Annotated in this window: 23 protein-coding genes; 6 read left to right on the forward strand and 17 right to left on the reverse strand. The window is 72.6% G+C overall.

Features of this window, described 5'->3' with window-relative positions:
* Positions 1-2: 2 nt before the first annotated feature.
* The 6 genes from SHK17_RS16310 to SHK17_RS16335 all read right to left on the reverse strand — a co-directional run bounded on the left by SHK17_RS16310 (position 3) and on the right by SHK17_RS16335 (position 6,854).
* Positions 3-2,309, reverse strand: a complete 2,307-nt coding sequence (locus tag SHK17_RS16310) for an MMPL family transporter (RefSeq protein WP_322919982.1) — start codon at positions 2,307-2,309, stop codon at positions 3-5.
* 65 nt (positions 2,310-2,374) lie between these two features.
* The gene (locus SHK17_RS16315; RefSeq protein WP_322919983.1) at positions 2,375-2,962 is read right to left on the reverse strand and encodes a TetR/AcrR family transcriptional regulator; all 588 of its coding nucleotides are present in this window, start codon (positions 2,960-2,962) and stop codon (positions 2,375-2,377) included.
* A 61-nt stretch (positions 2,963-3,023) separates the two neighbouring features.
* On the reverse strand, positions 3,024-4,073 hold the full coding sequence (locus SHK17_RS16320; RefSeq protein WP_172265946.1) for an ABC transporter ATP-binding protein: 1,050 nt from the start codon (positions 4,071-4,073) through the stop codon (positions 3,024-3,026).
* On the reverse strand, positions 4,070-4,858 hold the full coding sequence (locus SHK17_RS16325) for an ABC transporter permease (protein WP_322919984.1): 789 nt from the start codon (positions 4,856-4,858) through the stop codon (positions 4,070-4,072). The genes SHK17_RS16320 and SHK17_RS16325 overlap by 4 nt, the downstream gene beginning before the upstream one ends.
* Positions 4,855-5,838 carry an ABC transporter permease gene (locus SHK17_RS16330; RefSeq protein ID WP_322919985.1) on the reverse strand — a complete coding sequence of 328 codons (984 nt, stop codon included), beginning with the start codon at positions 5,836-5,838 and terminating at the stop codon, positions 4,855-4,857. Before SHK17_RS16330 ends, SHK17_RS16325 begins: the two co-directional genes overlap by 4 nt.
* The gene (locus SHK17_RS16335; RefSeq protein WP_322919986.1) at positions 5,730-6,854 is read right to left on the reverse strand and encodes an ABC transporter substrate-binding protein; all 1,125 of its coding nucleotides are present in this window, start codon (positions 6,852-6,854) and stop codon (positions 5,730-5,732) included. Before SHK17_RS16335 ends, SHK17_RS16330 begins: the two co-directional genes overlap by 109 nt.
* A 233-nt stretch (positions 6,855-7,087) precedes the next feature.
* On the opposite strand from SHK17_RS16335, the gene SHK17_RS16340 reads away from it, so the two are divergent.
* Positions 7,088-7,474, forward strand: a complete 387-nt coding sequence (locus SHK17_RS16340) for a PLD nuclease N-terminal domain-containing protein (protein ID WP_322919987.1) — start codon at positions 7,088-7,090, stop codon at positions 7,472-7,474.
* A gap of 11 nt (positions 7,475-7,485) precedes the next feature.
* Positions 7,486-9,204 carry a fumarate hydratase gene (locus SHK17_RS16345; protein WP_322919988.1) on the forward strand — a complete coding sequence of 573 codons (1,719 nt, stop codon included), beginning with the start codon at positions 7,486-7,488 and terminating at the stop codon, positions 9,202-9,204.
* Here SHK17_RS16345 and SHK17_RS16350 read toward each other — a convergent pair.
* Positions 9,149-10,201, reverse strand: a complete 1,053-nt coding sequence (locus SHK17_RS16350; RefSeq protein ID WP_322919990.1) for a hypothetical protein — start codon at positions 10,199-10,201, stop codon at positions 9,149-9,151. The two genes, SHK17_RS16345 and SHK17_RS16350, sit on opposite strands and share 56 nt — an antisense overlap.
* Before the next feature lie 141 nt (positions 10,202-10,342).
* Positions 10,343-11,212: a MerR family transcriptional regulator gene (locus tag SHK17_RS16355; protein ID WP_322919992.1), complete on the reverse strand. Its 870-nt coding sequence runs from the start codon at positions 11,210-11,212 to the stop codon at positions 10,343-10,345.
* An 82-nt stretch (positions 11,213-11,294) separates the two neighbouring features.
* Between SHK17_RS16355 and SHK17_RS16360 the strand changes: the two genes are divergently transcribed.
* Entirely contained in the window at positions 11,295-11,963 is a 669-nt protein-coding gene (locus SHK17_RS16360) for a spermidine synthase (RefSeq protein WP_322919994.1), read from the forward strand.
* A gap of 12 nt (positions 11,964-11,975) precedes the next feature.
* On the opposite strand, the gene SHK17_RS16365 is transcribed toward SHK17_RS16360, so the two are convergent.
* The 3 genes from SHK17_RS16365 to SHK17_RS16375 all read right to left on the reverse strand — a co-directional run bounded on the left by SHK17_RS16365 (position 11,976) and on the right by SHK17_RS16375 (position 14,900).
* Positions 11,976-13,871 (reverse strand): penicillin-binding transpeptidase domain-containing protein, encoded by a 1,896-nt coding sequence (locus SHK17_RS16365; RefSeq protein ID WP_322919995.1) that lies wholly within the window; start codon positions 13,869-13,871, stop codon positions 11,976-11,978.
* 94 nt (positions 13,872-13,965) lie between these two features.
* On the reverse strand, positions 13,966-14,490 hold the full coding sequence (locus tag SHK17_RS16370) for an SRPBCC family protein (RefSeq protein WP_322422974.1): 525 nt from the start codon (positions 14,488-14,490) through the stop codon (positions 13,966-13,968).
* Positions 14,487-14,900: an ArsR/SmtB family transcription factor gene (locus SHK17_RS16375; RefSeq protein WP_322919996.1), complete on the reverse strand. Its 414-nt coding sequence runs from the start codon at positions 14,898-14,900 to the stop codon at positions 14,487-14,489. Before SHK17_RS16375 ends, SHK17_RS16370 begins: the two co-directional genes overlap by 4 nt.
* 52 nt (positions 14,901-14,952) lie before the next feature.
* Here SHK17_RS16375 and SHK17_RS16380 point away from each other — a divergent pair, with 52 nt between their 5' ends.
* The gene (locus tag SHK17_RS16380) at positions 14,953-16,335 is read left to right on the forward strand and encodes a class II fumarate hydratase (RefSeq protein ID WP_322919997.1); all 1,383 of its coding nucleotides are present in this window, start codon (positions 14,953-14,955) and stop codon (positions 16,333-16,335) included.
* Between the two features lie 41 nt (positions 16,336-16,376).
* Positions 16,377-16,982 (forward strand): GNAT family N-acetyltransferase, encoded by a 606-nt coding sequence (locus SHK17_RS16385; RefSeq protein ID WP_322919998.1) that lies wholly within the window; start codon positions 16,377-16,379, stop codon positions 16,980-16,982.
* A gap of 36 nt (positions 16,983-17,018) precedes the next feature.
* On the opposite strand, the gene SHK17_RS16390 is transcribed toward SHK17_RS16385, so the two are convergent.
* The 5 genes from SHK17_RS16390 to SHK17_RS16410 all read right to left on the reverse strand — a co-directional run bounded on the left by SHK17_RS16390 (position 17,019) and on the right by SHK17_RS16410 (position 21,516).
* Complete coding sequence (locus tag SHK17_RS16390; RefSeq protein WP_172265975.1) at positions 17,019-17,183, reverse strand: hypothetical protein; 165 nt, start codon at positions 17,181-17,183, stop codon at positions 17,019-17,021.
* A gap of 109 nt (positions 17,184-17,292) precedes the next feature.
* Complete coding sequence (locus SHK17_RS16395) at positions 17,293-18,060, reverse strand: GAF domain-containing protein (protein WP_322919999.1); 768 nt, start codon at positions 18,058-18,060, stop codon at positions 17,293-17,295.
* A gap of 86 nt (positions 18,061-18,146) precedes the next feature.
* A complete protein-coding gene (locus SHK17_RS16400; protein WP_322422977.1) occupies positions 18,147-18,866 on the reverse strand; it encodes an aggregation-promoting factor C-terminal-like domain-containing protein in 720 nt (239 codons plus the stop codon).
* A gap of 303 nt (positions 18,867-19,169) precedes the next feature.
* Positions 19,170-20,516 carry a PhoH family protein gene (locus SHK17_RS16405; RefSeq protein ID WP_322920000.1) on the reverse strand — a complete coding sequence of 449 codons (1,347 nt, stop codon included), beginning with the start codon at positions 20,514-20,516 and terminating at the stop codon, positions 19,170-19,172.
* A 220-nt stretch (positions 20,517-20,736) separates the two neighbouring features.
* On the reverse strand, positions 20,737-21,516 hold the full coding sequence (locus SHK17_RS16410; protein WP_322920001.1) for an isoprenyl transferase: 780 nt from the start codon (positions 21,514-21,516) through the stop codon (positions 20,737-20,739).
* Positions 21,517-21,610: 94 nt separating this feature from the next.
* Between SHK17_RS16410 and trhA the strand changes: the two genes are divergently transcribed.
* Complete coding sequence (gene trhA, locus SHK17_RS16415) at positions 21,611-22,336, forward strand: PAQR family membrane homeostasis protein TrhA (RefSeq protein WP_322920002.1); 726 nt, start codon at positions 21,611-21,613, stop codon at positions 22,334-22,336.
* Positions 22,337-22,527: 191 nt separating this feature from the next.
* Here the strand turns inward: trhA and SHK17_RS16420 are convergent, their stop codons facing one another.
* Positions 22,528-23,463: a DUF1353 domain-containing protein gene (locus SHK17_RS16420; protein WP_322920004.1), complete on the reverse strand. Its 936-nt coding sequence runs from the start codon at positions 23,461-23,463 to the stop codon at positions 22,528-22,530.
* Positions 23,464-23,500: the final 37 nt, after the last annotated feature.

A 23,500-nucleotide genomic window follows, 5' to 3' on the forward strand; every position in this document is an offset into this window, starting at 1 on the left:
GGTCAGCCGACCAGCTCGGGCTCGCGCTCGTCGCGCCACTGCGCGGACGCGTGGCCGCGCTCCAGCGACTCGCCCTCGACGTCGATGACGGGCAGGACCCGGTCGAGCCAGTGCGGCAGCCACCAGGCCTTCTCGCCGAGCAGGTAGAGCAGCGCCGGGACGAGCACCATCCGCACGACGAAGGCGTCGAAGAGCACCGCCACGGCGAGCGCGAACCCCATCGACTTGATGATCGGCTCGTCGGTGAGCATGAAGGCCGCGAAGACCGAGGTCATGATCACGGCGGCCGCCGCGACGACGCGTGCGGAGTTGCGGAAGCCGTCGACCACCGCCTCGCGCGGCGAGGCACCGTGGACGTGCGCCTCGCGGATCCGGGTGACGAGGAAGACCTGGTAGTCCATCGCGAGCCCGAACACCACGCCGATCAGGAAGATCGGCATGAACGACACGAGCGGCGCGCCCTCGACGACGCCGAACATGCCCTCCTGGAAGACCAGCACGGTGGCCCCGAGCGTGGCCAGCACGGAGAGCAGGAAGCCCAAGGTGGCGGTCAGCGGCACGAGGATCGACCGGAAGACGAGCATGAGGAGCAGGAAGGCGAGCCCGATGACGACCGTCAGGTAGACCGGGAGCGCGTCGGCGAGCTTCTCCGAGACGTCGGCCTGGATGGCGGTGATCCCGGTGACGCCGGTGGTCGTGCCCGTCGCGGACTCGAGGGCGGGCTGGCCGTCGCGCAGGGCGTGCAGCAGGTCCTCGGTGGCGACGTCGTCGGCGCCGGTGGAGGGCGTCACCAGCACCTGGGCACCGGTGCCGTCCTCGTTGGTGGCGACGACCTGGGCGTTGACGACGCCGTCCTGGCCGGCCGCCCAGTCGACGACCTCGCCGAACGCGGCCTCGCGGTCCGGCTCGGCGACGTCGCGCGCGTCCACCACCACGACGAGCGGACCCTGGCGACCCGGGCCGAAGCCCTGGGCGACCAGGTCGGCGGCGCGGCGCTGGGTGGTCTCGGGTGAGGCCGTGGAGTCCGTCGGGAACGCCAGGTGCAGGTCCTTGACGGGTACGGCGAGCGCGCCGAGGCCGACGACGACGAGCAGGATCGCCGCCACGGGCGCACGACCGACGAGCCTGGCCCAGCGCACGCCGTTGTTGAGCACGCGACCGCGCTCGTCGCGCTGCGGGCGGTAGCGGCGGATGCGTCCGCCGAACGCCCACGACTTCACCATGCCGAGCACGGCGGGGAGCAGGGTCAGCGCGACCAGCACGGCGACCAGCACCGTGCCGGCGGCGGCGAGGCCCATGGTGGTGAGGAACGGGATGCCGACGACCGAGAGCGCGGCGAGCGCGATGAGGACCGTCAGTCCGGCGAACACGACGGCCGACCCGGCGGTGCCGGTCGCGATGCCCATCGCCTCCGCACGGTCGTCGGTGTGCTCGAGCTCGCTGCGGTAGCGGGCGAGGATGAAGAGCGCGTAGTCGATGCCGACGGCGAGGCCGATCATGCTGGCCAGGATCGGCGTGCTGGAGCCGATGTCGAAGAACGCGGTCGACCCGACGACGCCGAGCAGGCCCGTGCCGAGGCCGATGAGGGCGGTGATGATCGGGATGCCGGCGGCGACGACGGAGCCGAAGACGATGAGCAGCACGATGATCGCGACGCCGATGCCGATGAGCTCGGCGGAGGCGCCCTCGGGCATGGAGACCAGGCCCGAGCCGTTGACCTCCGCGGTGAGGCCGCCGGCGTCGGCCTCGGCGACCACGTCCTTGATGGCCTCGACGGTCGCCGGCTCCACGTCCGTGACGGTGTCGACGTCGAGGACGTAGCTGATGGTGCCGGTCCGGCCGTCCTCGGACAGCGGGGAGAGCGCGGCGAAGTCCTCGCGCGCCGCCGCCTCGTCACCGCCGGCCTCGACCACCGCGTCCACCATCTGCTGCTCCTGCCCCGCGGCGGCGGCCACCGGGTCGAGGATCGTCTCGGCGGCCGGTGCCTGCGGGGTGTCCGCGAGCTCGGCGACCAGCGCGGCCACGCGGTCGGCGTACGGCTCCTCGCCGAGCGTGCTGCCCTCCGGCGCGGCCACGACGACCGTGATGCCCGCCTGGTCGAAGGCGTCGACGGCGTCGGGGAACAGCTCCTCCTGCAGGTCGGCGGCCTCCTCCGACTCGATGCCGGGGATGGAGAAGGCGTCGGTCATCGGCTTGCTGATCGCGGTCGCGGTGAAGCCGACCGCGACCAGCGCAACGAGCCAGGCGGCGACGAAGACGTACCAGCGGCGGTAGGCCGTGCGGCCGAGGCGGAACAGGAGGCGGGCCATGGGGCTGCTTTCTGGGAGGTGAACGTGGTGCGGTGGGTGTGGCGGCGGGGGGTTCGGGGGCGTCGTCAGCCGAAGAGGCGGCGGACGGTGGCGATGCCGGAGACGATGAGCCCGGCGAAGTCCTGCTCGGGGTCGTCGATGAAGGCGGTGACCGCGGCCTCGGTGACGCCGCCGAGGACCGCGACGGCGAGGTGCACGTCGCGCGCGGGCAGGTCGCCGCCCGGGCGCTGGACGGCGGCCTCGACCAGGCGCTCGACGAGCCGGCGCATCCGGTCCTTGAGCGTGAGCAGCAGGACCGGATTGGCGTGCACGATGCGGTCGAACCGCCGGAGCACCTCGCGGTCGACGTCCTCGTTCTCGAGGATCCCCAGCAGCAGGGCCTGCAGGTCCTCGATCAGGTCGCCGGTCGGGCCGCCGGTGCGGAACGTCTCCAGCGCGTCCGGGTCGATGACGACGTCCGGGCCGAGCACCGCGTCGACCTTGCTCGGGAAGTAGTTGAACAGGGTGCGGCGCGAGACGTCGGCGGCCAGGGCGAGCTCGTTCATCGTGAAGCCATCGATGCTGCCGTGCTCGTCGGCGAGCCGCTGGGCGGCGTCGACGATGCGCAGCTCGGTCGTCCGCCGACCGCGGCGGTGGATTGCACTATCGGACACAGAGTGCAGTTTTGCACTCTAGGCCGAATGGTGCAAAAACGGCGCCGCTGTCGGCCCCCGGTCAGGCCACGACGAGCACCGGCGCGGGCGCGACCTCGAGCCGCACCCGGTCCCCCGGCTCGAGGCGCAGCGCTTCGGAGCTGGCGAGCTGGGACACCACGTCGGTGCCGTCGGCGAGCGTGCACGTCACCCGCGACAGGGGCCCGAGGAACATGACGGTCGCGACGGTGGCCGGACCGGCCGGGTCCGCGACCACCGAGACCGACTCGGGGCGGACGAGTGCGACGCCCTCCCCCGTCGCCGACCCGGGGAGCACGGGCACGTCGCGGCCGAGGACGGAGGCCACCTCGCCGGTGACGCGGGCCGGCACCCGGTTGCTGAGGCCGACGAACTCCCCCACGAACCGGCTGGCCGGCGCGGAGTAGAGCTCGGCCGGGGGGGCAAGCTGCTCGAGACGACCGGCGTTCATCACGCCGACCCGGTCGGCGACGGCCAGCGCCTCCTCCTGGTCGTGCGTGACGAAGAGGGTCGTCGTGCCGACCTCGATCTGGACGCGGCGGATCTCGTCGCGCAGCTGCACGCGGACCTTCGCGTCGAGCGCCGACAGCGGCTCGTCGAGCAGCAGCACCGACGGCTCGATCGCGAGGGCGCGGGCGAGGGCGACGCGTTGCTGCTGGCCGCCGGAGAGCTGGTGCGCGTAGCGGTCGGCGTGCTCGCCGAGCCCGACGAGGTCGAGCATGTCGCCCGCGCGCCGGCGTCGCGCCGCACCGTCGCGGCCGCGCAGCTTGAGGCCGAAGGCGACGTTGTCGATCACCGTCATGTGCGGGAACAGGCTGTAGGCCTGGAAGACCATGCCCATGTCGCGCTTGTTGGCCGGCACCCGCGTCAGGTCCTTGCCGCCCACGGCGACGGTGCCGGAGGTGGCCCGGTCGAGGCCGGCCAGGATCCGCAGGGCGGTGGTCTTGCCGCAGCCGGACGGGCCGAGCAAGGCGACCAGCTCGCCGGGGTCGAGGTGGAGCGTGAGCCCGTCGAGGGCGCGCACCGACCCGTAGACGCGGGTGAGGTCGGACAGCTCGACGGCGAGACCGCCCGCGATCCTCTGGTCGGTCATGACGAAGCTCCTTGCTTGTGCCGGTCACGGCTGAGGAAGGTGAGGCCCACGAGCAGCACCGCGACGAGGATCATCGAGGCGAGCGCCGCGGCCATGGCGGCGGGTCCGTTGGTCTTGTAGAGCGCTGCCATCGCGACCGGCAGGGTGTCGAAGTGCAGCAGCGAGGCGAAGACGTACTCGCCGAGCACGAGGGCCACGGCGATGAACGCCGCGCCCAGGATGCCGCCGGTGATGTTGGGCATGATGATCCGCACGATCACGGTGAACCAGCCCGCGCCGAGCGACCGGGCCGCCTCCGACAGCGTCGCGGCGTCGACGGCCGAGAGCGAGGCGTCGACGGCGCGGAAGGAGTAGGGCAGCACCAGCACGACGTAGGCGAAGGTCAGCACCAGGGCGTCGTCGCCGAGCAGGTAGGTCACCCAGGAGTAGACGTTGGTGATGCCGACGACGATGACCAGCGCGGGGATCGTGAGCGGCAGCAGGCACAGGAACTCGATGAGCTTCTTGGCCCGCGGGACGCGCAGCCGCACCCACACCATCGTCGGCACCAGCAGGGCGACCATCAGCACCACGGTGAAGAGCGCCAGCAGCAGCGAGGCGACGATCGAGGAGCGGAGGTCCTCGTCGGTGACCATGAAGGCCCAGTTGTCCCAGGTGCGGCCGGGCGCGCTGCCCCGGACCTGGGTGGAGAAGTCGAACATCGCGAGCAGGGGGACGAAGAAGTAGGCCGCGAACGCCAGCAGCAGCAGCGCCCGGACGACCCGGAAGACCGGTGAGTGCGTCATCGCATCCACCTCGACGTACGCCGCAGGAGCAGGTTGTAGGCCACCATCACCAGCGTCACCACGACGATCATCTCCAGCGCCAGCGCGAAGCCGACGTTGGCCTGGCCGAGGAGGACCTCGCTGGTGATGGCCTGGCGGATCATGAGCGGCACGATCGGCTGGCCCTGGCTGACCAGCACGGCCGCGGTGGCATAGGCGGCGAACGCGTTGGCGAAGAGCAGCAGCAGCGCGCCGAGGAAGGCCGGCGTCAGCAGCGGCAGCGCGACGTGGCGCCAGTAGGACCACGTGGACGCCCCGAGGTTGACCGCCGCCTCGCGCCACTGCGGGCGCAGGCCCTCGAAGGCCGGGGCGAAGACGATCACCATGAGCGGGATCTGGAAGTAGGCGTAGACGACCACCAGGCCGGGCAGCCCGAAGAGCCACCCCGAGCCGTAGAGGTCCGCCCCGAACAGGTCCGCCGCAGCCTTGGTCATCACGCCGACCGGGCCGATGGTCGCGATCCACGCGAAGGCCAGCACGACGCCACCGAACTGGGCGAGCACGCCGCTCACCGCGAGGGTGGCGCGCCGCATGAGGCTGCTCGGCGGCATCGAGACGATGAGGTAGGCGAGCAGCGCGCCGAGCACGGCGCCGATGAGGGCGGTCGACGCCGAGAGGACCAACGACCCGCGCAGCGCCGAGAGGGCGGCCTCGCTGGTCAGCGCGTCGAGGTTGCCGAGGGTGAACCGGCCGTCCTCGTCCTGGAACGCACCGACGACGACGGTCAGCGTCGGGACGACGAGGAAGACCAGGACGAAGAGGAGGAACGGCAGGAGCGGGAGGGCCGGGCCGACGGCGGACCGCCGGCCCGGACTCCCACTGGTGGTCGTGCTCAGCGGATGGCCTTGGACCAGTTCGCCGCGAGGTACTCCCCGGCGGTCACCGTCTGCTCGTCGGTCGGGATGACCGGCTCGCCGGTGACCTCGGGCAGGGCGCCCCACAGCTCCTCGTCGATGGTGCCGGCCTCGGCCATCGCGTCACCGCGGACCGGACGGGCGCCACCCTTGAGCCAGAGGTTCTGGCCCTCGTCGCTGTAGAGGAACTCCTGCCACAGGCGCGCGGCGGCCGGGTGCGGCGCGTCGGCGTTGATCGCCTGGAAGTAGTAGCCGGCCACGACGGCCTCCTCGGGGACGACCGTCTTCCACGTGTCGACGTTGGCGGCCGCGGCGGCACCGAGGTAGTCCCAGTCGATGACGACGGGGGTGGTGCCCTGCTCGATGGTGGTCGAGTCGGGGTCGACGGTGAGGAAGTTGCCGGCCTCCTTGAGCTGGGTGAAGAAGTCGACGCCGGGGGCGACGTCGTCGGCCGACCCGCCATTGGCGATCGAGGCCATCACCACGCCGCTGAACGCCGCGCCGGCCTGGGTCGGGTCACCGTTGAGCGCGACCTTGCCCTTGAACTCCGGCCCGAGCAGGTCCTTCACCGACGTGACGTCCGGGACGACCGCGGAGTCGTAGCCGATCGACATGTAGCCGCCGTAGTCGTTGACCCAGGCGCCGTCCGGGTCCTTGAACTCGTCGGGGATGTCGTCCCAGGTCTCCACCTGGTAGGGCGCGAACATGTCGGTGTTGGCGAGCGCGACCGACTGGCCGAGGTCGAAGACGTCGGGGGCGCGGTCGGTGCCCCGGAGGTCGTTGGCGGCGTTGATCTCGTCCTGCGAGGCGGCGTCGGGCTGGTCGGAGTTGACCTCGATGTCGTACTTCTCCTCGAAGGTGGAGATCACCTCGCCGTAGTTGGCCCAGTCGGGCGGCAGGGCGATGACGTTGAGCTCGCCCTCCTCCTGCGCGGCCGTGACGAGCTCCTCCAGGCCGCCGAAGTCCTCGGCGGAGGTCGCGGCGGCGGCGTCGACGCCGCTCTCGGTGGTGGTGTCCGCCTCCTTCTCGGGGGCGGCGCAGCCGGCGGCCGCGGCGAGCGTGGCCATCGCGGCGAGGGATACGAGCGTCTTGCGGGTGTTCACGTGGACCTCCAGGAGAGCTTGTCCGAGATCGGCGGGGTGTGCCGGGCGGAGCCTCGTCGGTCCCGTCGGATCGGAGGCTACTCCCGCATGGACGTCCCGCGTCCGACCGGTGAATCCCGGGTGCGCGCCGCAACTGCCCGCGCACGGCCCGCGCCTCGCGCTACGCTGCCGCCGCGCCGGTCGTCCCCGGTCGTCCGGGGCCCCGGCAGGGCCGACCTGCGGGGGTCCGTCTGATGCGCATCGTCCTCTTCCTGGTGCCGATCGTGCTGGGCATCTACTGCCTCGTCGAGGCCATCTCGAGCCGCGACGACGAGGTGCGCCACCTGTCGAAGGTGTGGTGGATCCTGCTCATCCTGTTCTTCCCCTTCGTCGGCTCGGTCGCCTGGCTGGCGGCCGGCCGCCCGGTGCGCGCGGCGCGGCGGCCCGGTCCCCACGAGCGCAGCGCCACCGCGTTCCCGGAGTACGACCGCCCCGGCCGGTTCGCGGCCACCGACCCCGGCGCCGACGAGGAGTTCCTCAAGAAGGTCCGCGAGCGTGCCGAGGAGCAGCGCCGCAAGGCACGCGAGCAGGAGCGGCGCGGGCGTGAGGGCGACGCGGGCGAGGACGCCGGCCCGGCGTAGCATCTGCGGCCGTGAGCGCCGCCGAGTTCCACTACTCCGACCTCCTTCCCACCGCCGGTTCCAACGGCGCGGAGGAGACCCCCTACCGCCTCGTCACCACCGAGGGCGTCTCGACCGTCGAGGTCGGGGGCCGCACCTTCCTCACCGTCGAGCCCGAGGCGATCCGCCGGCTCACCGAGGAGGCGATGCACGACATCAGCCACTACCTCCGGCCCGGTCACCTCGCGCAGCTGCGCCGGATCATCGACGACCCGGAGGCCTCCGGCAACGACCGCTTCGTCGCGCTCGACCTGCTCAAGAACGTCAACATCTCCGCCGGCGGCGTGCTGCCGATGTGCCAGGACACCGGCACCGCGATCGTGATGGGCAAGAAGTCCGAGGGCGTGCTCACCGGCGCCGACGACGGCGAGGCCATCAGCCGCGGCGTCTACGACGCCTACACCCGGCTCAACCTCCGCTACTCCCAGCTCGCGCCGCTGACGACGTTCGAGGAGAAGAACACCGGCACCAACCTGCCGGCGCAGATCGAGCTCTACTCCACGCCCGCCAAGGACGTCCCGGAGTACAAGTTCCTCTTCATGGCCAAGGGCGGCGGGTCGGCCAACAAGTCGTTCCTCTTCCAGGAGACCAAGGCCGTCCTCAACCCCACGCGGCTGATGGAGTTCCTCGACGAGAAGATCCGCTCGCTCGGCACCGCCGCGTGCCCGCCGTACCACCTCGCCGTCGTCATCGGCGGCACGAGCGCGGAGTTCGCGCTGAAGACCGCCAAGTACGCCTCGGCGCACTACCTCGACGACCTGCCGACCGAGGGCTCGATGGCCGCCCACGGCATCCGTGACGTCGAGCTGGAGGAGCAGGTCTTCGAGCTGACGCAGTCCTTCGGGATCGGCGCGCAGTTCGGCGGGAAGTACTTCTGCCACGACGTCCGCGTCGTCCGGCTCCCCCGCCACGGTGCCTCGTGCCCGGTGGCGATCGCCGTCTCCTGCTCGGCCGACCGGCAGGCGCTCGGCAAGATCACGCCGGAGGGCGTGTTCCTCGAGCAGCTCGAGACCGACCCCGCGCAGTACATGCCCGACGCCGGCGTCTCCGACGACATCTCCGCGGGCGAGGTCGTGCAGGTCGACCTCAACCAGCCGATGCCCGACATCCTGGCCGAGCTCTCCCGCCACCCGGTGAAGACGCGGCTGTCCCTCACCGGCCCGCTCGTCGTGGCCCGCGACATCGCGCACGCCAAGATCAAGGAGCGCCTCGACGCGGGTGAGGAGATGCCGTCCTACCTGCGCGACCACCCGGTCTACTACGCCGGGCCTGCCAAGACGCCCGAGGGCATGCCGTCCGGCTCCTTCGGCCCGACGACGGCCGGCCGGATGGACTCGTACGTCGAGCAGTTCCAGGCCGCCGGCGGGTCGATGGTCATGCTCGCCAAGGGCAACCGCTCCCAGCAGGTCACCCAGGCGTGCGCCTCCCACGGCGGCTTCTACCTCGGCTCCATCGGCGGCCCGGCCGCCCGCCTGGCGCAGGACTGCATCCGGTCGGTGTCGGTGCTGGAGTACGAGGAGCTCGGCATGGAGGCGGTGTGGAGGATCGAGGTCGAGGACTTCCCCGCCTTCATCGTCGTCGACGACAAGGGCAACGACTTCTTCACCGACCCCTCCGGCGCCGTGACCGTCCCGCTCAGCTCGCTGACCGGGGCGGGGATCCGGGTGCGCTCGGCGGAGCAGCCGGCCTGACGTGTGACGATCCGGTCGCCCTGGCGACCACATCGCCACACGTCCCGGCTCTGGACCAGCCGCGCTGGCGCAGCGCCCGCTCGACCTGCGCGAAGAATTCGTCCGGCGCGACCCGCAACCCGAGCAGTGGCAGGCGCAGGACGACGTCGGAGGTGAGCGTCACCTCGTTCTGGCGGAGCGCGTCGGCGACCACCTGCGGTGCCCAGAGGTGGTGGATCCCGTCGATCTCCACGACCACTCCCCACTCCTCCCAGCAGACGTCGAGGTAGTAGCGCCCGTCCCTCCCCCTGCGGAGGACCTGTCGGGCGGGCCTCGGCAAACCACGCCAGCGACACTCCGCCGCGAACTCCGCCTCGCTGATCGACCGCACGCCGTCGAGCAGGTCCAGCACGACGGCCTGCAGGAACCTGCGGCGCGCGTGGCGTCGGACGTCGAGGAGGGCCCGACCGATCCGGTCGGCCGTCGTGAGTCGCTGCTGGACCGGCATGGTCAACAGGAGCGCGGCCTGCTTGTCCGAGGCTGCCCACAGGGCCGCGTGGACGGCAGCGACCTCCGGACGTGCGCGCGGCACGCCGGAGGACACGACTGTGCGCGGGTCGTGGCGACGCGTACGGCGTACGAGCAGGCCGGGCGCCTTCCTGGACCTCGCGGTCGGCGGCACGCTGACGCGGACGGTGTCGCAGTCGAAGCCGGTCATCCCGCCGGCCGTGAGCGCGGACGCACCGTCGAGGTAGGCCTGCGGCCCGCCCTCGAGCACCGCCGCCCACCACGTCCCCTCCTCGGTGAGGGGACCGGTGTGAGTGGCGACCACCTGCGTGTGGACCCGCTGCCACCGCCTCGCCCCGACCTGCGCCCGGACCTGCGAGCGCGTCAGCCCGAGCTCGTGCAGCTGCGCGAGGCCGAGCACGCCGCCCTGGTCGTCGGCGCGATGGAGGGCCCGCGACAGGAGGCGGGCACCTCTCGCTCGGGCGTCGAGTGGTCCGATGGCGTCGACCATGCCCTCAGGCTCCAGCCGCACTGGGGGCCCACAACAGCCCCTGTCCTGCACCTGTGGAGAGGCGCTCGTCAACGACGTGTGACGATCCGGTCGCCCTGGCGACCACATCGCCACACGTCCCGGAGGCGGGACGAGCAGGGGCTAGCTCACGGCACCCAGACGCGTGGCGAGGGAGGCGGCGGCGGCGCCGGCGAGGTGGCCCAGCCGCTCGGCCCCGTCGACCTCTGCCTGGTGCGCGCCGCCGAGGAGCACCGCGGCCATCGGCCGCACCGCCTCGACGACCTCCCGGACGGCGGGCAGGTCCTCGAGCGTCGGTGCGGCGAGGACGACCGCGGCGGGTGCGACGAGTCGTACGGCGCTCACCCACGCCTCGAGCGGGAGGTCGCCGCCGAGGTAGGTCACCGCGACGCCGCGGGACCGCAGGACCAGGGCGAAGGACAGGATGCCGACCTCGTGGCGGGAGCCGCGGGCGAGGCCGACGACGACGCGCGGACCGCCGGCCGGCGCCGACGGGATCGACTGGAAGGCCTGGGCGAGCCGGCGGTGCACCGACGCGGTCACGAAGTGCTCGCCGGCCACGGTCACCTCACCGCGCTGCCATGCCCTGCCGAGGTGCACCATCGACGGCAGCAGCCAGTCGTCGACCACCGAGACGAGGTCGGCGTCGGCGAAGCCGTCCGACAGGAGCCGCTCGAGCCCGGGCACGTCGAAGTCCTGCGCGCACTGCACGAGCGTGTGGTGGCGCTCCTCGAACGGCGGCTCGGCCGGGCGCGGGAGCACCGCCTCCGCGGCCGCCACGTCCGTCGCGACGTGCCGCGCCGCCTCCTGCGCCGACCAGCCGGCGTCCACCAGGCTGCGCATCACGCTGAGCCGGCGCACGGCCTCGTCGTCGTAGAGCCGGTAGTTGCCCGAGGAGCGCTGCGGGACGACCACGCCGTAGCGCTGCTCCCACTTGCGGAGGGTCCCGCTGGGCACGCCGGTGAGCTCTGCGGCCCGCCCGACGGTGTACACGGTCCCAACGTAACAACGCCCGGACCGTCCGGCGCACTACTTCTGCACAGTTTTCGGGCCGGGCACCCGGCAGGATGGGTCCGTGGACAGCGTGGAGATCGCACGGGCGGAGACCGAGCGCGGAGAGGTCGTGCTGCGGCGGCGTACGTCGGACACGGCGGCGGACGTGGTGGAGCTGCGGGTCAACGGGGTGTTCGTCATGGACACGCTCGAGACGACCAGCGAGATCGAGCTCGCCGCGCAGGCCCTCGACCTGGTCGAGGAGCCGGCTGCCGTCCTCATCGGCGGGCTCGGCCTCGGGTTCACCCTGCAGCGGGTCCTGGCCGACCCGCGCGTCGAGCGCGCCGTCGTCGTGGAGATCGAGGAGCCGCTCATCCGCTGGATGCGCGACGGCACCGTCCCGCACGGACCGGCGCTGCTCGCCGACACGCGCGCCACCGTGGTCAACGCCGACATCGCGATGGCCATCGCGGAGGCGCGGTCGACGTACGACCTCGTGCTCCTCGACGTCGACAACGGGCCCGGCTACCTCGTCCACGAGGCCAACGAGGCGGTCTACGAGGTCCCGTTCCTCCGCCGGTGCCGCGACGTGCTCAGCCCCGGCGGCGTCCTCGTCGTGTGGTCGGGCAGCGCCGCACCCGGCCTGCTCACCGCGCTGCGCGAGGTGTTCGGCGAGGCCGAGGAGCAGGCCCACGACGTGCTGCTGCAGGACCGGCCGGAGGAGTACTTCCTCTACCTCGCCCGCCGCTGACCGCGGGCACCCTCAGCGCAGGAACGCCTCCAGCACCGGGCCGGCGGTCTGCGAGCCGGAGACGCCGGTCTCGACGAAGACCGCCACGGCGAGGTCGCCGCGGGTGGCGATCATCCAGGCATGCGTCGGGAGGCTCCCGGACGCATCGGGCTGGCCGTACTCGGCCGTGCCGGTCTTGGCGCCGACCTCACCCGGCACGTCGAGCAGGAACCGCCCCGACCCCGTGGTCACCACGGCCCGCATCAGGCCGCGGAGGGTGCCGGCCTCCTCCGGTGTCAGCGGCACCTCGCGCGGCGTCTGCTGCACCTGGTGGTCCGGGAGGAGCATCGGCAGCACCGCCCGACCGGCGGAGACCGACGCCGCGACCGTGGCCATCGCGAACGGGCTGGCCAGCACGGTGCCCTGGCCGATCATGTCGGCGGCGGCCCCGGTCTCGGTCTCGGGCGGTGGCACCTGCCCGAAGTAGACCGGGAAGCCGAGGTCGTGGTCGGTGCCGAGCCCGAGCGCCTGCGCCGCGGCGGCGAGGTCGCCGGGGGCGAGCCGGTCGGCGTTGCCGATGAGCGCCGTGTTGCACGACTGGGCGATCGCCTGGACGAACGGGATGTCGCCGAGCGCCGACGCCGGGTAGTCGTCGTAGTTCTTGAAGGAGCGGCCGTCCACCACGGTCGTGGCGGGGCACGACACGACGTCGTCGACGGACAGCCCGCTGCGCACCAGGGCCAGCGAGGAGACGACCTTGAAGGTCGAGCCGGGCGCGTACTGGCCCGTGGAGGCGAGGTCGGCACCGGCCGTCCCGACGCCGTTGGCGGTGGCGAGCACGGCACCGTCGGAGGGCCGGACGGCCACCAGCGCGGCGGCCGGGGCGGACTCGCCCAGCCTGGCGAGCGCCGCCTCGGCGCGCTGCTGCAGGTCGGGGTCGAGCGTCGTGGCGAGGTCCGTGCCGTCGGTCGCGGGGACCTCGAAGAGCGTGCGCAGCTCGTCCTCGGCGTCGCGCGCGACGACGGCCGTGCCGGAGCTGCCGCGCAGCTGCTCGTCGTAGCGCAGCTGCAGCCCGGACAGCCCCACCTCGTCGCCGGCCGCGATGCTGCCCCCGGACTCCTCGACGAGCTCGGCGGTGGCGGGGCCGACGCGTCCGAGCAGCGCGGCGGCGAACTCCCGGGTCGGCGCGAGCGGCAGTGTGTCGCGCACCGCGAGCGCGCCCGGGACCTCGCGGAAGGCGGGCAGCACGTCGAGCGCGTCGTCCTCGCGCAGCACGATCGCCTCGACGAAGGCCTCGGCGCCCATCGCCTCCGCGCGCTCGACGTACGACGCCTCGTCCACGTCGAGGACCCGGGCGATGCGCCGGGCGCTGCGGGCGACCTGCGGCCCCTCGACCTTGGTCTTGTCGAGGCCGTAGCGCAGGACCGGCCGCTCGGTCACCAGCACGGCACCGTCCGCTCCGGTGATGTCACCGCGCTGCGCGGTGACCGTCCGCAGGCCGAGGGTGTCGCCCTCGGCGAGGTCAGGCGCCAGCGCCTCCGGCGTCCAGTCGACCCGCCAGCCCGGGTCGGCCTCGACCAGGGCGACGCTCGACTCGTAGTCCCAGGTCGCGTCCTCCGTGACCTGCCACCGCCATCCCAGGGTCGCGGTCGCCGCGGTCGCGTCGTCCTCCGGCTCCTCGACGCGGACGACCTCGACCTCGACGGGCACCTCGTCGAGGGGCGCGACCAGCTCGGCGTACGCCGCCCGGTCGGCCTCGTCCGTCAGCGGGACGTCGCCGAGCGAGTGGTCCGACAGGGCGGCCGCGAGGTCGTCGGCGAGGTCGCCGGCCAGGTCGGTGTCGTCGCCGCCGAGCGCCGAGCAGGCGGAGCCGACCCCGACGAGCACGACGGCCAGTCCGGCACCGACCCCGAGACGCAGTGATCGCATGGCGTCATGCTTCCACCTCGCCGGGCGAGGCCGGGCCCGCAAACGCCGACGACCGGCGGGGAGTCGTGCGGCGGTCGCGAGCAGGGCGATGCGCTCAGGCGAGCGCCGCGCGGTAGTGCGCCTGGAAGGCCGGGTAGTAGTCGTCGAAGTCGATGGCCGTGAGGTCGGCGCCCGTCTCGGCCGCCACGAGGCGGTCGAGGTAGTAGTCCCAGCCGGGCCCCACGCTCTCGGCGAGCACCGTGTCGGTGACGCCCTGGGCGAAGGTGAGGGTGGTGACACCGTCGGCCTCGGCGAGGTCCACCTGCCAGGCCCACAGCCGAGCGGGGTCGTCGGGCTGCGCCGAGCGCATGACCAGGCGGCGCGGCGGCACGCACTCGTCGACCCAGATGGTCTCCTCGGGGACGTCGTCGCCCTCCGCCGTCATCCGGAAGGCGACCGACCCCGCGGCGGGGTCGCCCGCCCACACCCCGATCCAGCGGGCGAGCCGGTCGGACTCGGTCACGGCCGCCCACACGTCGTCGATCGGTGCCCGGAAGGTCCGCTCGAAGACGAGGAACGTCTCGCCGTCGCGCTCCTCGCGGCGTCCGGTGGGGTGGGGTGCGGTGGTGCCGGTGCTCATGCTGTCTCCTCAGCGTGGTCGGATCGGTCGTCGGACCGGTCGGACCGGTCGGATCGGTCGGCAGGTCGGTCGGCGGCGCGCTCGCGCGTGGTGCGCCGGACCTCGAGGTCGAGGCCGTCGAGGACGGACTCGGCGAACCTCACGTCCGACGAGGGGGCGTCCGGCTCGAGGCCGTCCAGCCAGTCGCGGACCACGCCCAGCCCGGCCGCCTCGAACCGGTAGTGCCGCTCGCGGCCCCGGTCCTCGGCGCTCACCAGCCCCGCGTCGGCCAGCAGGCGCAGGTGCCGGCTGACGGCGGGACGGCTCACGTCGTGGTCGGCGGCGAGGTCGACCACGCGGGCCGGTCCGCGGGCCAGCCGGGCGACCAGGCCTCGCCGCACCGGGTCGGCGAGAGCGGCGAACGGATCCATGCGATATTGGTAACGTGTTGGTTACCAATGTGTCAAGGGATACCGTCGACCCATGAGCGAGACACGCATCGAGCACGACTCCATGGGCGAGGTCGAGGTGCCTCGCGACGCACTCTGGCGGGCGCAGACGCAGCGCGCGGTCGAGAACTTCCCGATCAGCGGCCTCACGCTCCAGCCCCGCCACGTCCAGGCATTGGCGCACGTCAAGGCGGCGGCCGCGACGGCCAACGCCGCCCTGGGCGTGATCAGCGACGAGCAGGCGCGCGCCGTCGTCGCCGCTGCCGACGCGATCGTCGCCGGCGACCACGACGGCGAGTTCCCGCTCGACGTCTTCCAGACGGGTTCCGGCACCAGCTCCAACATGAACGCCAACGAGGTGATCGCCACGCTCGCGGCCCGCGCCGGTGTCGAGGTGCACCCCAACGACCACGTCAACGCGTCGCAGAGCAGCAACGACACCTTCCCGACCAGCATCCACGTCGCCGCGACGCTCGCCGTGGTCGACGACCTCGTCCCGGCCCTCGACCGGCTCGCGACGTCGTTCGAGGCCAAGGCCGTCGAGTTCGCCGACCACGTCAAGGCCGGGCGGACCCACCTGATGGACGCCACCCCCGTGACGCTCGGCCAGGAGATGGGGGCGTACGCCGCCACGCTGCGGCTCGGCGTCGAGCGGCTCGATGCGGTGCTCCCACGCGTCCGCGAGCTGCCGCTCGGCGGCACCGCGGTCGGCACCGGCATCAACACCCCGGCCGAGTTCGCCGAGCGCGCCATCACCGCCCTCGCCGAGCGCACCGGCCAGCCCTTCACCGAGACCCGCGACCACTTCGAGGCCCAGGGCACCCGCGACTCCCTCGTCGAGCTGTCCGGGGTGCTGCGCACCGTCGCGGTCGGCCTCACCAAGATCTGCAACGACCTGCGCTGGATGTCGTCCGGCCCCACCACCGGCCTGGCCGAGATCCACCTCCCCGACCTGCAGCCCGGCTCCAGCATCATGCCGGGCAAGGTGAACCCGGTGCTGCCCGAGGCGACGCTCATGGTCTGCGCCCGGGTCGTCGGCAACGACGCGACGGTCGCCTGGGCGGGCGCCTCGGGGAGCTTCGAGCTCAACGTGATGATGCCCGTGATGGCCCACGCACTGCTGGAGTCGATCCACGTGCTGTCCACCTCGACCGTGCTGCTCGCCGAGCGCTGCGTCGACGGCATCACCGCCGACGCGGAGCGGATGCGGCGCTACGCCGAGTCCTCGCCGTCGGTCGTCACGCCGCTCAACGCCCACGTCGGCTACGAGGAGGCGGCGAAGATCGCCAAGCGGGCGCTGGCCGAGGGCGCGACGATCCGCGAGACGGTCATCGCGATGGGCTACGTCGAGCGGGGCGACCTCACCGAGGAGCAGCTCGACGCGGCGCTCGACGTGGACTCGATGACGGGCGACTGAACCGGACCCCGATCGTCCGCTTCCGGGTCTAGCGTGGCGGCATGGCTGACGACGGGGCGGACCGGGGGGCGTACACGATCGCGGAGCTGACGGCCGAGACCTGGCCGGCGTTCGACGACCTCGTGCTGCGCCACAACGGGATCTTCGGCGGCTGCTGGTGCATCTGGTTCCATCCCGACAGCGAGGAGCGCGGCCAGGGCGCGGAGGCCAACCGCGCCCTCAAGCGGCGCTACGTCGAGGCCGGCGCGGCCCACGCGGCACTGGTGATGGACGGCGACGAGGCGGTCGCCTGGGCGGAGTACGGCACGCCCGCCGAGCTGCCCACGCTGCACCACCTCAAGCAGTACGACGCCGAGAAGACCGGCGACCCCGACTACCGCATCACCTGCGTCTTCGTCGACCGGCGCCACCGCCGGCGCGGCGTCACCGAGCTCGCGATCCGCGGCGCCCTCGACCACATCGCGGCCAGGGGTGGCGGCGTGGTCGAGTCCTACCCCCACGACCTCACCGAGCAGACCAAGAAGATGTCCTCGTCGTTCCTCTACAACGGCACCCGGCGCCTCTACGAGCGGCTCGGCTTCACCTACGTGCGGCCCAAGGGGCTCAAGAACTGCGTGATGTCGATCGAGGTGCCGGCCCGACCCTGAGGACCGGACGCGGGAACCGGCGCGAGAACCGGCTACTCAGGCGAGGCGGCGGCGGTCGGTGGGCCGGCCGCGCTCCTGGGCCATCTCGGCGACGACCTCCCTGCGCGCCCGCTCGCGGGCCTGCGCGAAGTAGGTCTTGGGGTCGGCCAGGGCACGGGAGATGCGGTCGTCGCGACGGGGCTTGACCAGCTTCTGCGCCATGACACGTCCTCCTTCGACGGACCTCCGTGAACCTGCTTCCACTGTGCCACACGGTTCCAGCGACACACTAGACAACGGCTCCGACACGTCCGCCGCACGCGCTCAGCGGTCAGGTCCGCTGGGCGAGTGCGGCGGCCAGCGCCGACGCCATGAGCCCCAGCATGTGCAGGTCGTCGTTGGTCAGCGCGCCTGCCTCGAGCGCGTCGAGGGTGAGCATCCCGTAGGCGGTGTCGGCGGTCGCGACCGAGATCGAGATGAAGGTCTTGTAGTCGCGCGGCTTGGTGGTGTCCCAGCCGGGTGGCGGGTCCGTGTCGATGTCGGGGCACAGGAGGTTCTCCCCCCGCAGCACCATCGCGATCGCCGCCTCACCGGCGGGGTCACCGGGCGTGAAGGTGGTGGTGGGCGACCCGGAGCGACCCGCCGCGAGGCGGGGGACGAGGCTGGGCGGGTCGCCGTCGGTGAGCTCGAACCAGCAGGCACGCGAGCGCTCCGACCCGATGAGGTTGGAGGCGGCGGTGAGCACGAACGGGATGGCCTGGGCGATGAGCTGCTCGCGCGCGGGCTTGCTCCGCTCGGCCGAGATCTCGCCGAGGATGCGGAGCACCGGGTCGAGGGCGTCGTTGATCGTGGCCCGGGTGTCGGTGCGTGCGTCGAGCTCGCGCTGCTCGGAGGAGCGCTCACGGCGCTTGGCCGCGATGGCGAGTCCCTGCGGGATGAGGAACGCCATGCCGGTCACGACGAGCTGGAGCGCGAAGAGCAGCGCCTCGGTCCACCCGTCGGACCTCTGGGCGGCGTAGGCGGCGGCCGGCGAGGACACGACGCAGGCGAGCGCGACACCGAGCCACAGCGCGTCGCGAGGCGCGTCGGGCTCGGGCATGGGGGGTGTCCTCGGGCAGGCTCGTGCGGGTCAGGACGAGACGGTACGCCTCGCCACGGACGCTGGGATCCGGGCCGGGAGGCGGCTCAGTACCAGTTGTTGGCCTGCTTGAAGCTCCACGCGCTGCAGGGGGTGCCGTAGGTGTCCTGGATGTACTCCAGGCCCCAGCGGATCTGTGACTCGGCGGAGGTCATGTAGTCGGCGGGGAGCTCGTGCAGCTGGGTCAGCGCCTGCGGGATGCCGTACGCCGACGAGGTGGGGTTGTCCGCGTCGACGCGCCAGTCGGACTCGCTGACGTAGAGCTGGTCGAGGCAGGAGAACTGGTCGGCCGAGAAGCCGTAGGCCGGCAGCAGCGCCCGGGCGATGTCGCGCGGGTCGCCCGCGGACAGCCTCTGCGACCGGGTCACGGCCGACCCGGCCGACATCTCCAGCGCGGTGGCCTTCGTGGCGTCCGTCCGGCGGGCCGAGCGGGAGGCGGTGCCGCGCTGCGAGCGCTGCTCGAGGGCCGCCGCGGCGTCGGACGAGGACGGCGCCTGGGCCTCGGCCGCACCGGCCGCGGCGTCCGTCGGAGCGGTCTGCGGCGTCGCGGTGGACGTCGCGCTGGATCCGGTGGCCACGTCGGCGGCGGCCGGCGCCAGCGTGCCGGTGTCGCCGGCCAGCACGCCGCCGGTGACGCTCACGCCCGTCGCGACGGCGGCGAGGCCGGTCAGCGCCACCCCGGTGCGCAGGGCGCGACCAGGCGCGCGCGTGGCCTTGTGCTTGCCGGGGGCGCGGTGCTTCGGAACGTACTTGTCAGGCTTCGACACAGGGGCTCACGGGGGGGTCGAGGGCAGGGGTGTGCACGTCGCTGACGCTCTGACGTGCGGCGACCGGGCCGACTCGCGCAGCAGGACGGGCGGTGCGGGGGTGCTCCAGGCCCTGCCGGCGACCGATGTCACGGAACGGTCACGAGCCACCATGCATGAGCGCTGGTGACCGTGCAAACCGAACTGCACAATTCGTCGTGCCCCTTGCGTCACATCCGTCCCAGCAGACGCACGGACCCCGTGTGTCGCAGGCGGCGTGCTGTCACCTGCGACACACGGGGTCGCGCCATCCCTCGGGACGCCTCAGAGCGTGACGTCCTCCAGCATCTCGGTCACCAGCGCCGCGATCGGTGAGCGCTCCGAGCGGGTCAGGGTGACGTGCGCGAACAGCGGGTGGCCCTTGAGCTTCTCCACCACGGCGACGATGCCGTCGTGCCGGCCGACCCGCAGGTTGTCGCGCTGGGCGACGTCGTGGGTCAGCACGACCTTGGAGTTGGCGCCGATGCGGGAGAGCACCGTCAGGAGCACGTTGCGCTCCAGCGACTGCGCCTCGTCGACGATCACGAACGCGTCGTGCAGCGACCGGCCCCGGATGTGGGTCAGCGGGAGCACCTCGAGCATGCCGCGGTCCATCACCTCGTCGATCACGTCCTTGCCCGTGAGCGCCCCGAGGGTGTCGAAGACGGCCTGCGCCCAGGGCGACATCTTCTCGTTCTCCGACCCCGGCAGGTAGCCCAGCTCCTGGCCGCCGACGGCGAAGAGCGGGCGGAAGACGACGACCTTCTTGTGCTGGCGGCGCTCCAGCACGGCCTCGAGCCCGGCGCAGAGCGCCATCGCCGACTTGCCCGTGCCGGCGCGTCCGCCGAGGGACACGATGCCGACCTCCGGGTCGAGCAGCATCTCGAGGGCGACGCGCTGCTCGGCGGACCGGCCGTGGACGCCGAACGCGTCGCGGTCGCCGCGCACGAGGTGCACGCGCTTGTCCGCACCGACCCGGCCGAGGGCCGTGCCTCGCTCGGAGAGCAGGACCAGTCCGTTGTGGCAGGGCAGGTCGCGGGCCTCGGCGAGGTCGATGACGCCGTCCTCGTAGAGCTCGTCGAGGTCGGCGGCGGGCACCTCGAGCTCGGTCATGCCGGTGTAGCCGGAGTCGCTGATCGCCTCGGCGCGGTACTCCTGCGCGTCGAGGCCGACCGCGGAGGCCTTGATCCGCAGCGGCAGGTCCTTCGAGACCAGGGTCACCTCGTGGCCCTCGTCGGCGAGGTTGCGCGCCACGGCGAGGATCCGCGTGTCGTTGTCGCCGAGCCGGAAGCCGGACGGCAGCGCCTGCGGGTCGGTGTGGTTGAGCTCGACACGCAGGGTGCCTCCCTCGGAGCCGATCCCCACCGGCTTGTCGAGGCGGCCGTGCACGACCCGGAGGTCGTCGAGGGCCCGCAGGGCGGAGCGGGCGAAGTAGCCGAGCTCGGGGTGGTGCCGCTTCCCCTCCAGCTCGGTGATGACGACGACCGGCAGCACGACCTCGTGCTCGGCGAAGCGGGTGAGCGCACCGGGATCGGCGAGCAGGACGCTGGTGTCGAGGACGTAGGTCCTGCGGCCCTCGGAGAACGCGGTGGACGGGCGGGCGGAGCTGGGCGATGAGGTCTTGCTGGCCACGACTAACCCCTTGCTGCGGGTCGGCGCGCGCACTCCTCGCCCGGCCCGATGTCATTCAACGGACCGGAGAGCTCCCATCTGAGTGCTCAAGGACTGCCTCCCGGTTCAGCAGGCTTCCCCACCTGCCGATGTCGCGAAAGTACGCCCGGCGCCCACCCGATCCGGGGCGACACGCCCGAACGCGAGGTGACGAGCAGATGACGTCTGCCGGGGGGCCGGCTCAGCCGCCGAAGCGGCGCTCGCGGGCGGCGTACGCACGGATCGCCCGGAGGAAGTCGACCCGCCTGAAGTCGGGCCAGAGGGCCTCGCAGAAGTAGAACTCCGAGTTGGCCGACTGCCACAGCAGGAAGCCGCCGAGGCGCTGCTCCCCCGACGTGCGGATCACCAGGTCGGGGTCGGGCTGGCCCTTGGTGTAGAGGTGGTCGGCGATGTGCTCGACGTCGATGATGTCGGCCAGCTCCTCCAGCGAGGTGCCGCGCGAGGCGTGGTCGGCGAGCAGGGCGCGGACCGCGTCGGCGATCTCGCGCCGCCCGCCGTAGCCGACGGCCACGTTGACCAGGATTCCGTCGATGTGCCGGGTCGCCTCCTCGGCCGCCTTGAGGCGCTCGGCGGTCTCGGTGGGCAGCAGGTCGAGCGCTCCCACGGGATGGATCCGCCAGCGCCCGGCCTCGGCCAGCGACTCGACGGCGCCCTCGATGATCTTCAGCAGGCCGGTCATCTGCTCGCGTGGGCGGTTGGTGAGGTTGTCGCTCGAGAGCAGCCACAGCGTCACGACCTCGACCCCCACCTCCTCGCACCAGCCGAGGAGCGGACGGATGTTGTCGGCGCCGGCCTGGTAGCCCTCGGCGGTGTTGAGGCCCACGGCCTTCGCCCACCGACGGTTGCCGTCGAGCATGACCCCCACGTGCTTCGGGATCTGGTCGTGGGGCAGGAGCTTCACCACCCGGGACTCGTAGGCCGGGTAGAGCACCCGTCGTACGGCGTCCTTCACGTTGACCACGGTCCGAGGATAACCGCGATGTGACCGAGTCCTCGCGGGAAGACCAGCGTGCCTTGTGCCGGTTTGGGTACTTTCTAGTCATGGAGACGACCTCATGACGCAGCGCGAGCGCGTCGAGCACGCCGTCGAGCGTGCCGGCGAGGTCGTGTCCGACAAGATGGCCGAGGTGAAGCCGAAGCTCCGGGGCTGGCTGCACGCCGCCACCGCACCGCTCGCGCTCGCCGCCGGCATCGTCCTCGTGGCCCTGTCCCCCACCGCCTCCACCCGCATCGGCTCGGCGGCCTTCGCGCTGTCCGCGCTCCTCGTCTTCACCGTGTCGGCGATCTACCACCGCGGCACCTGGTCGCCGCGCACGTGGGCGTTACTGCGCCGCTTCGACCACGCCAACATCTTCGTGCTCATCGCCGGCACCTACACGCCGTACGCCCTGCTCTTCCTGCACGGCTCCGCCCGCACGACGCTGCTCGTCACCGTCTGGGCCGCGGCCATCGGTGGGGTGCTCTTCCGGGTGTTCTGGACCGACGCGCCTCGTTGGCTCTACACGCCGATGTACATCGCGCTCGGCTGGGCGGCGGTCTTCTTCATTCCCCAGTTTATGCAGGGGGCCGACAAGTTCAGCTCGGACATCGCCATCGCGTCGCTCGTGCTCGTCGCGGCGGGTGGCATCCTCTACACGGTCGGCGGCCTGGTCTACGGCCTCAAGCGGCCCAACCCCTCGCCCCGGTGGTTCGGGTTCCACGAGGTGTTCCACTCCTTCACGGTGCTGGCCTTCGCCGCGCACTACGTCGGGGTCTCGCTCGCGACGTACTCGCTGCGTTGATGGCCCTCGCTCCGCTCGGGCGTGTTCGGCGCCCCTGAGGACGTCGTCTGTGCTGTCTGCCCTCGCTCCGCTCGGGCGTGTTCGGCGCCCCTGAGGACGTCGTCTTCCCTCCTCGCTCGACGGCGCTGCCTCGCTGCGCTCGTCACGCTTGCTCGCTCGTCAGTCCAGACGACGTCGGGCGCCGAACTGCCTCAGCTCAACGTCACCAGGCCGAAGGTGGTGATGGCGGCGACGACCACGGTGGCGGCGAGGGTCCAGCCGAGGACGGGTGAGCGCCGGGCCAGCCGCTCGAGCGCGAGGTAGGTCGCGCCGATGGCGGCGAGGCCGAGGGTGACGTGGAGCAGGACCGCGAGCATGACGCCCGCGATCGCACCGGCCATCCGCAGCCGCCCCCACAGCAGGCTGAGGGCGAGCGGGAGCACGATGGCGCCGGACAGCCCGCCGAGCGCCTCCACCCACCAGGCGCGCTCGCCCATCCACGGCACGTCCACCGCCCCGGGCCACGACCGGTCGACGAGGTCGCCGGTCGCGCTGTAGCCGAGGTAGAGGACCGTCGCGATCGTGGTGCCGGCCGCCACCCGGTAGGACCAGTGCTTGGCCCGCGACCACGGCACGGCCCGTCCCACGAAGACCGTCGCCACGGTGACGGCCGTCCAGACGATCCAGCGCCGGATCACCCCGGTGCCGGTGTCGGCCATCGCGTCGCGGAAGACCCGGTCGGCCGCGACCCGGTCGACGACGTGCCCCTCGGTGGACACGTACGACGTCGGGTCGTCGCGGCCGGCCACCAGCGCGTCGTGGAGCAGGGCCGCCGGCAGGTGCGCGCCGGTCTTGGGCACCAGCCAGGTGAACAGCGCCGGCACCGAGGTGAGGTCGGTGCGGAAGTGGGCGTCGGCGGGCACGAGCAGCTCGCCGAGGTGGCGGTCGCGGTAGGCGATGCGCCGCTCGAGCTCGAACAGCTCGACGTCCTCCTCGGCGTGCCGCTCCAGCACGATGCGGGGGTCCGACCCCGGGTCCGGCGGCTCACCGGGCCCGTCCTCGGACGGCAGGGTGCCCCCGTCGTAGAACCGGCGCGGCTCCTGGGCCACGCCCGCGCCCACCCGTCCGTCGCGCTCCCGAGATCGCATGGCGACAGTCTGGCGGCGCGGACCGACACCCGACAGG

The organism is Nocardioides renjunii, from assembly GCF_034661175.1.
Classification (GTDB): Bacteria; Actinomycetota; Actinomycetes; order Propionibacteriales; family Nocardioidaceae; genus Nocardioides; species Nocardioides renjunii.

What these genes read in the sequence shown, in the direction of transcription:
- SHK17_RS16310 (WP_322919982.1), bottom strand. Translation starts at nt 2,309, where the DNA reads ATGGCCCGCCTCCTGTTCCGCCTCGGCCGCACGGCCTACCGCCGCTGG.
- SHK17_RS16320 (WP_172265946.1), bottom strand. Translation starts at nt 4,073, where the DNA reads ATGACCGACCAGAGGATCGCGGGCGGTCTCGCCGTCGAGCTGTCCGAC.
- SHK17_RS16325 (WP_322919984.1), bottom strand. Translation starts at nt 4,858, where the DNA reads ATGACGCACTCACCGGTCTTCCGGGTCGTCCGGGCGCTGCTGCTGCTG.
- SHK17_RS16340 (WP_322919987.1), top strand. Translation starts at nt 7,088, where the DNA reads ATGCGCATCGTCCTCTTCCTGGTGCCGATCGTGCTGGGCATCTACTGC.
- SHK17_RS16350 (WP_322919990.1), bottom strand. Translation starts at nt 10,201, where the DNA reads ATGGTCGACGCCATCGGACCACTCGACGCCCGAGCGAGAGGTGCCCGC.
- SHK17_RS16365 (WP_322919995.1), bottom strand. Translation starts at nt 13,871, where the DNA reads ATGCGATCACTGCGTCTCGGGGTCGGTGCCGGACTGGCCGTCGTGCTC.
- SHK17_RS16370 (WP_322422974.1), bottom strand. Translation starts at nt 14,490, where the DNA reads ATGAGCACCGGCACCACCGCACCCCACCCCACCGGACGCCGCGAGGAG.
- SHK17_RS16375 (WP_322919996.1), bottom strand. Translation starts at nt 14,900, where the DNA reads ATGGATCCGTTCGCCGCTCTCGCCGACCCGGTGCGGCGAGGCCTGGTC.
- SHK17_RS16380 (WP_322919997.1), top strand. Translation starts at nt 14,953, where the DNA reads ATGAGCGAGACACGCATCGAGCACGACTCCATGGGCGAGGTCGAGGTG.
- SHK17_RS16385 (WP_322919998.1), top strand. Translation starts at nt 16,377, where the DNA reads ATGGCTGACGACGGGGCGGACCGGGGGGCGTACACGATCGCGGAGCTG.
- SHK17_RS16390 (WP_172265975.1), bottom strand. Translation starts at nt 17,183, where the DNA reads ATGGCGCAGAAGCTGGTCAAGCCCCGTCGCGACGACCGCATCTCCCGT.
- SHK17_RS16395 (WP_322919999.1), bottom strand. Translation starts at nt 18,060, where the DNA reads ATGCCCGAGCCCGACGCGCCTCGCGACGCGCTGTGGCTCGGTGTCGCG.
- trhA (WP_322920002.1), top strand. Translation starts at nt 21,611, where the DNA reads ATGACGCAGCGCGAGCGCGTCGAGCACGCCGTCGAGCGTGCCGGCGAG.
- SHK17_RS16420 (WP_322920004.1), bottom strand. Translation starts at nt 23,463, where the DNA reads ATGCGATCTCGGGAGCGCGACGGACGGGTGGGCGCGGGCGTGGCCCAG.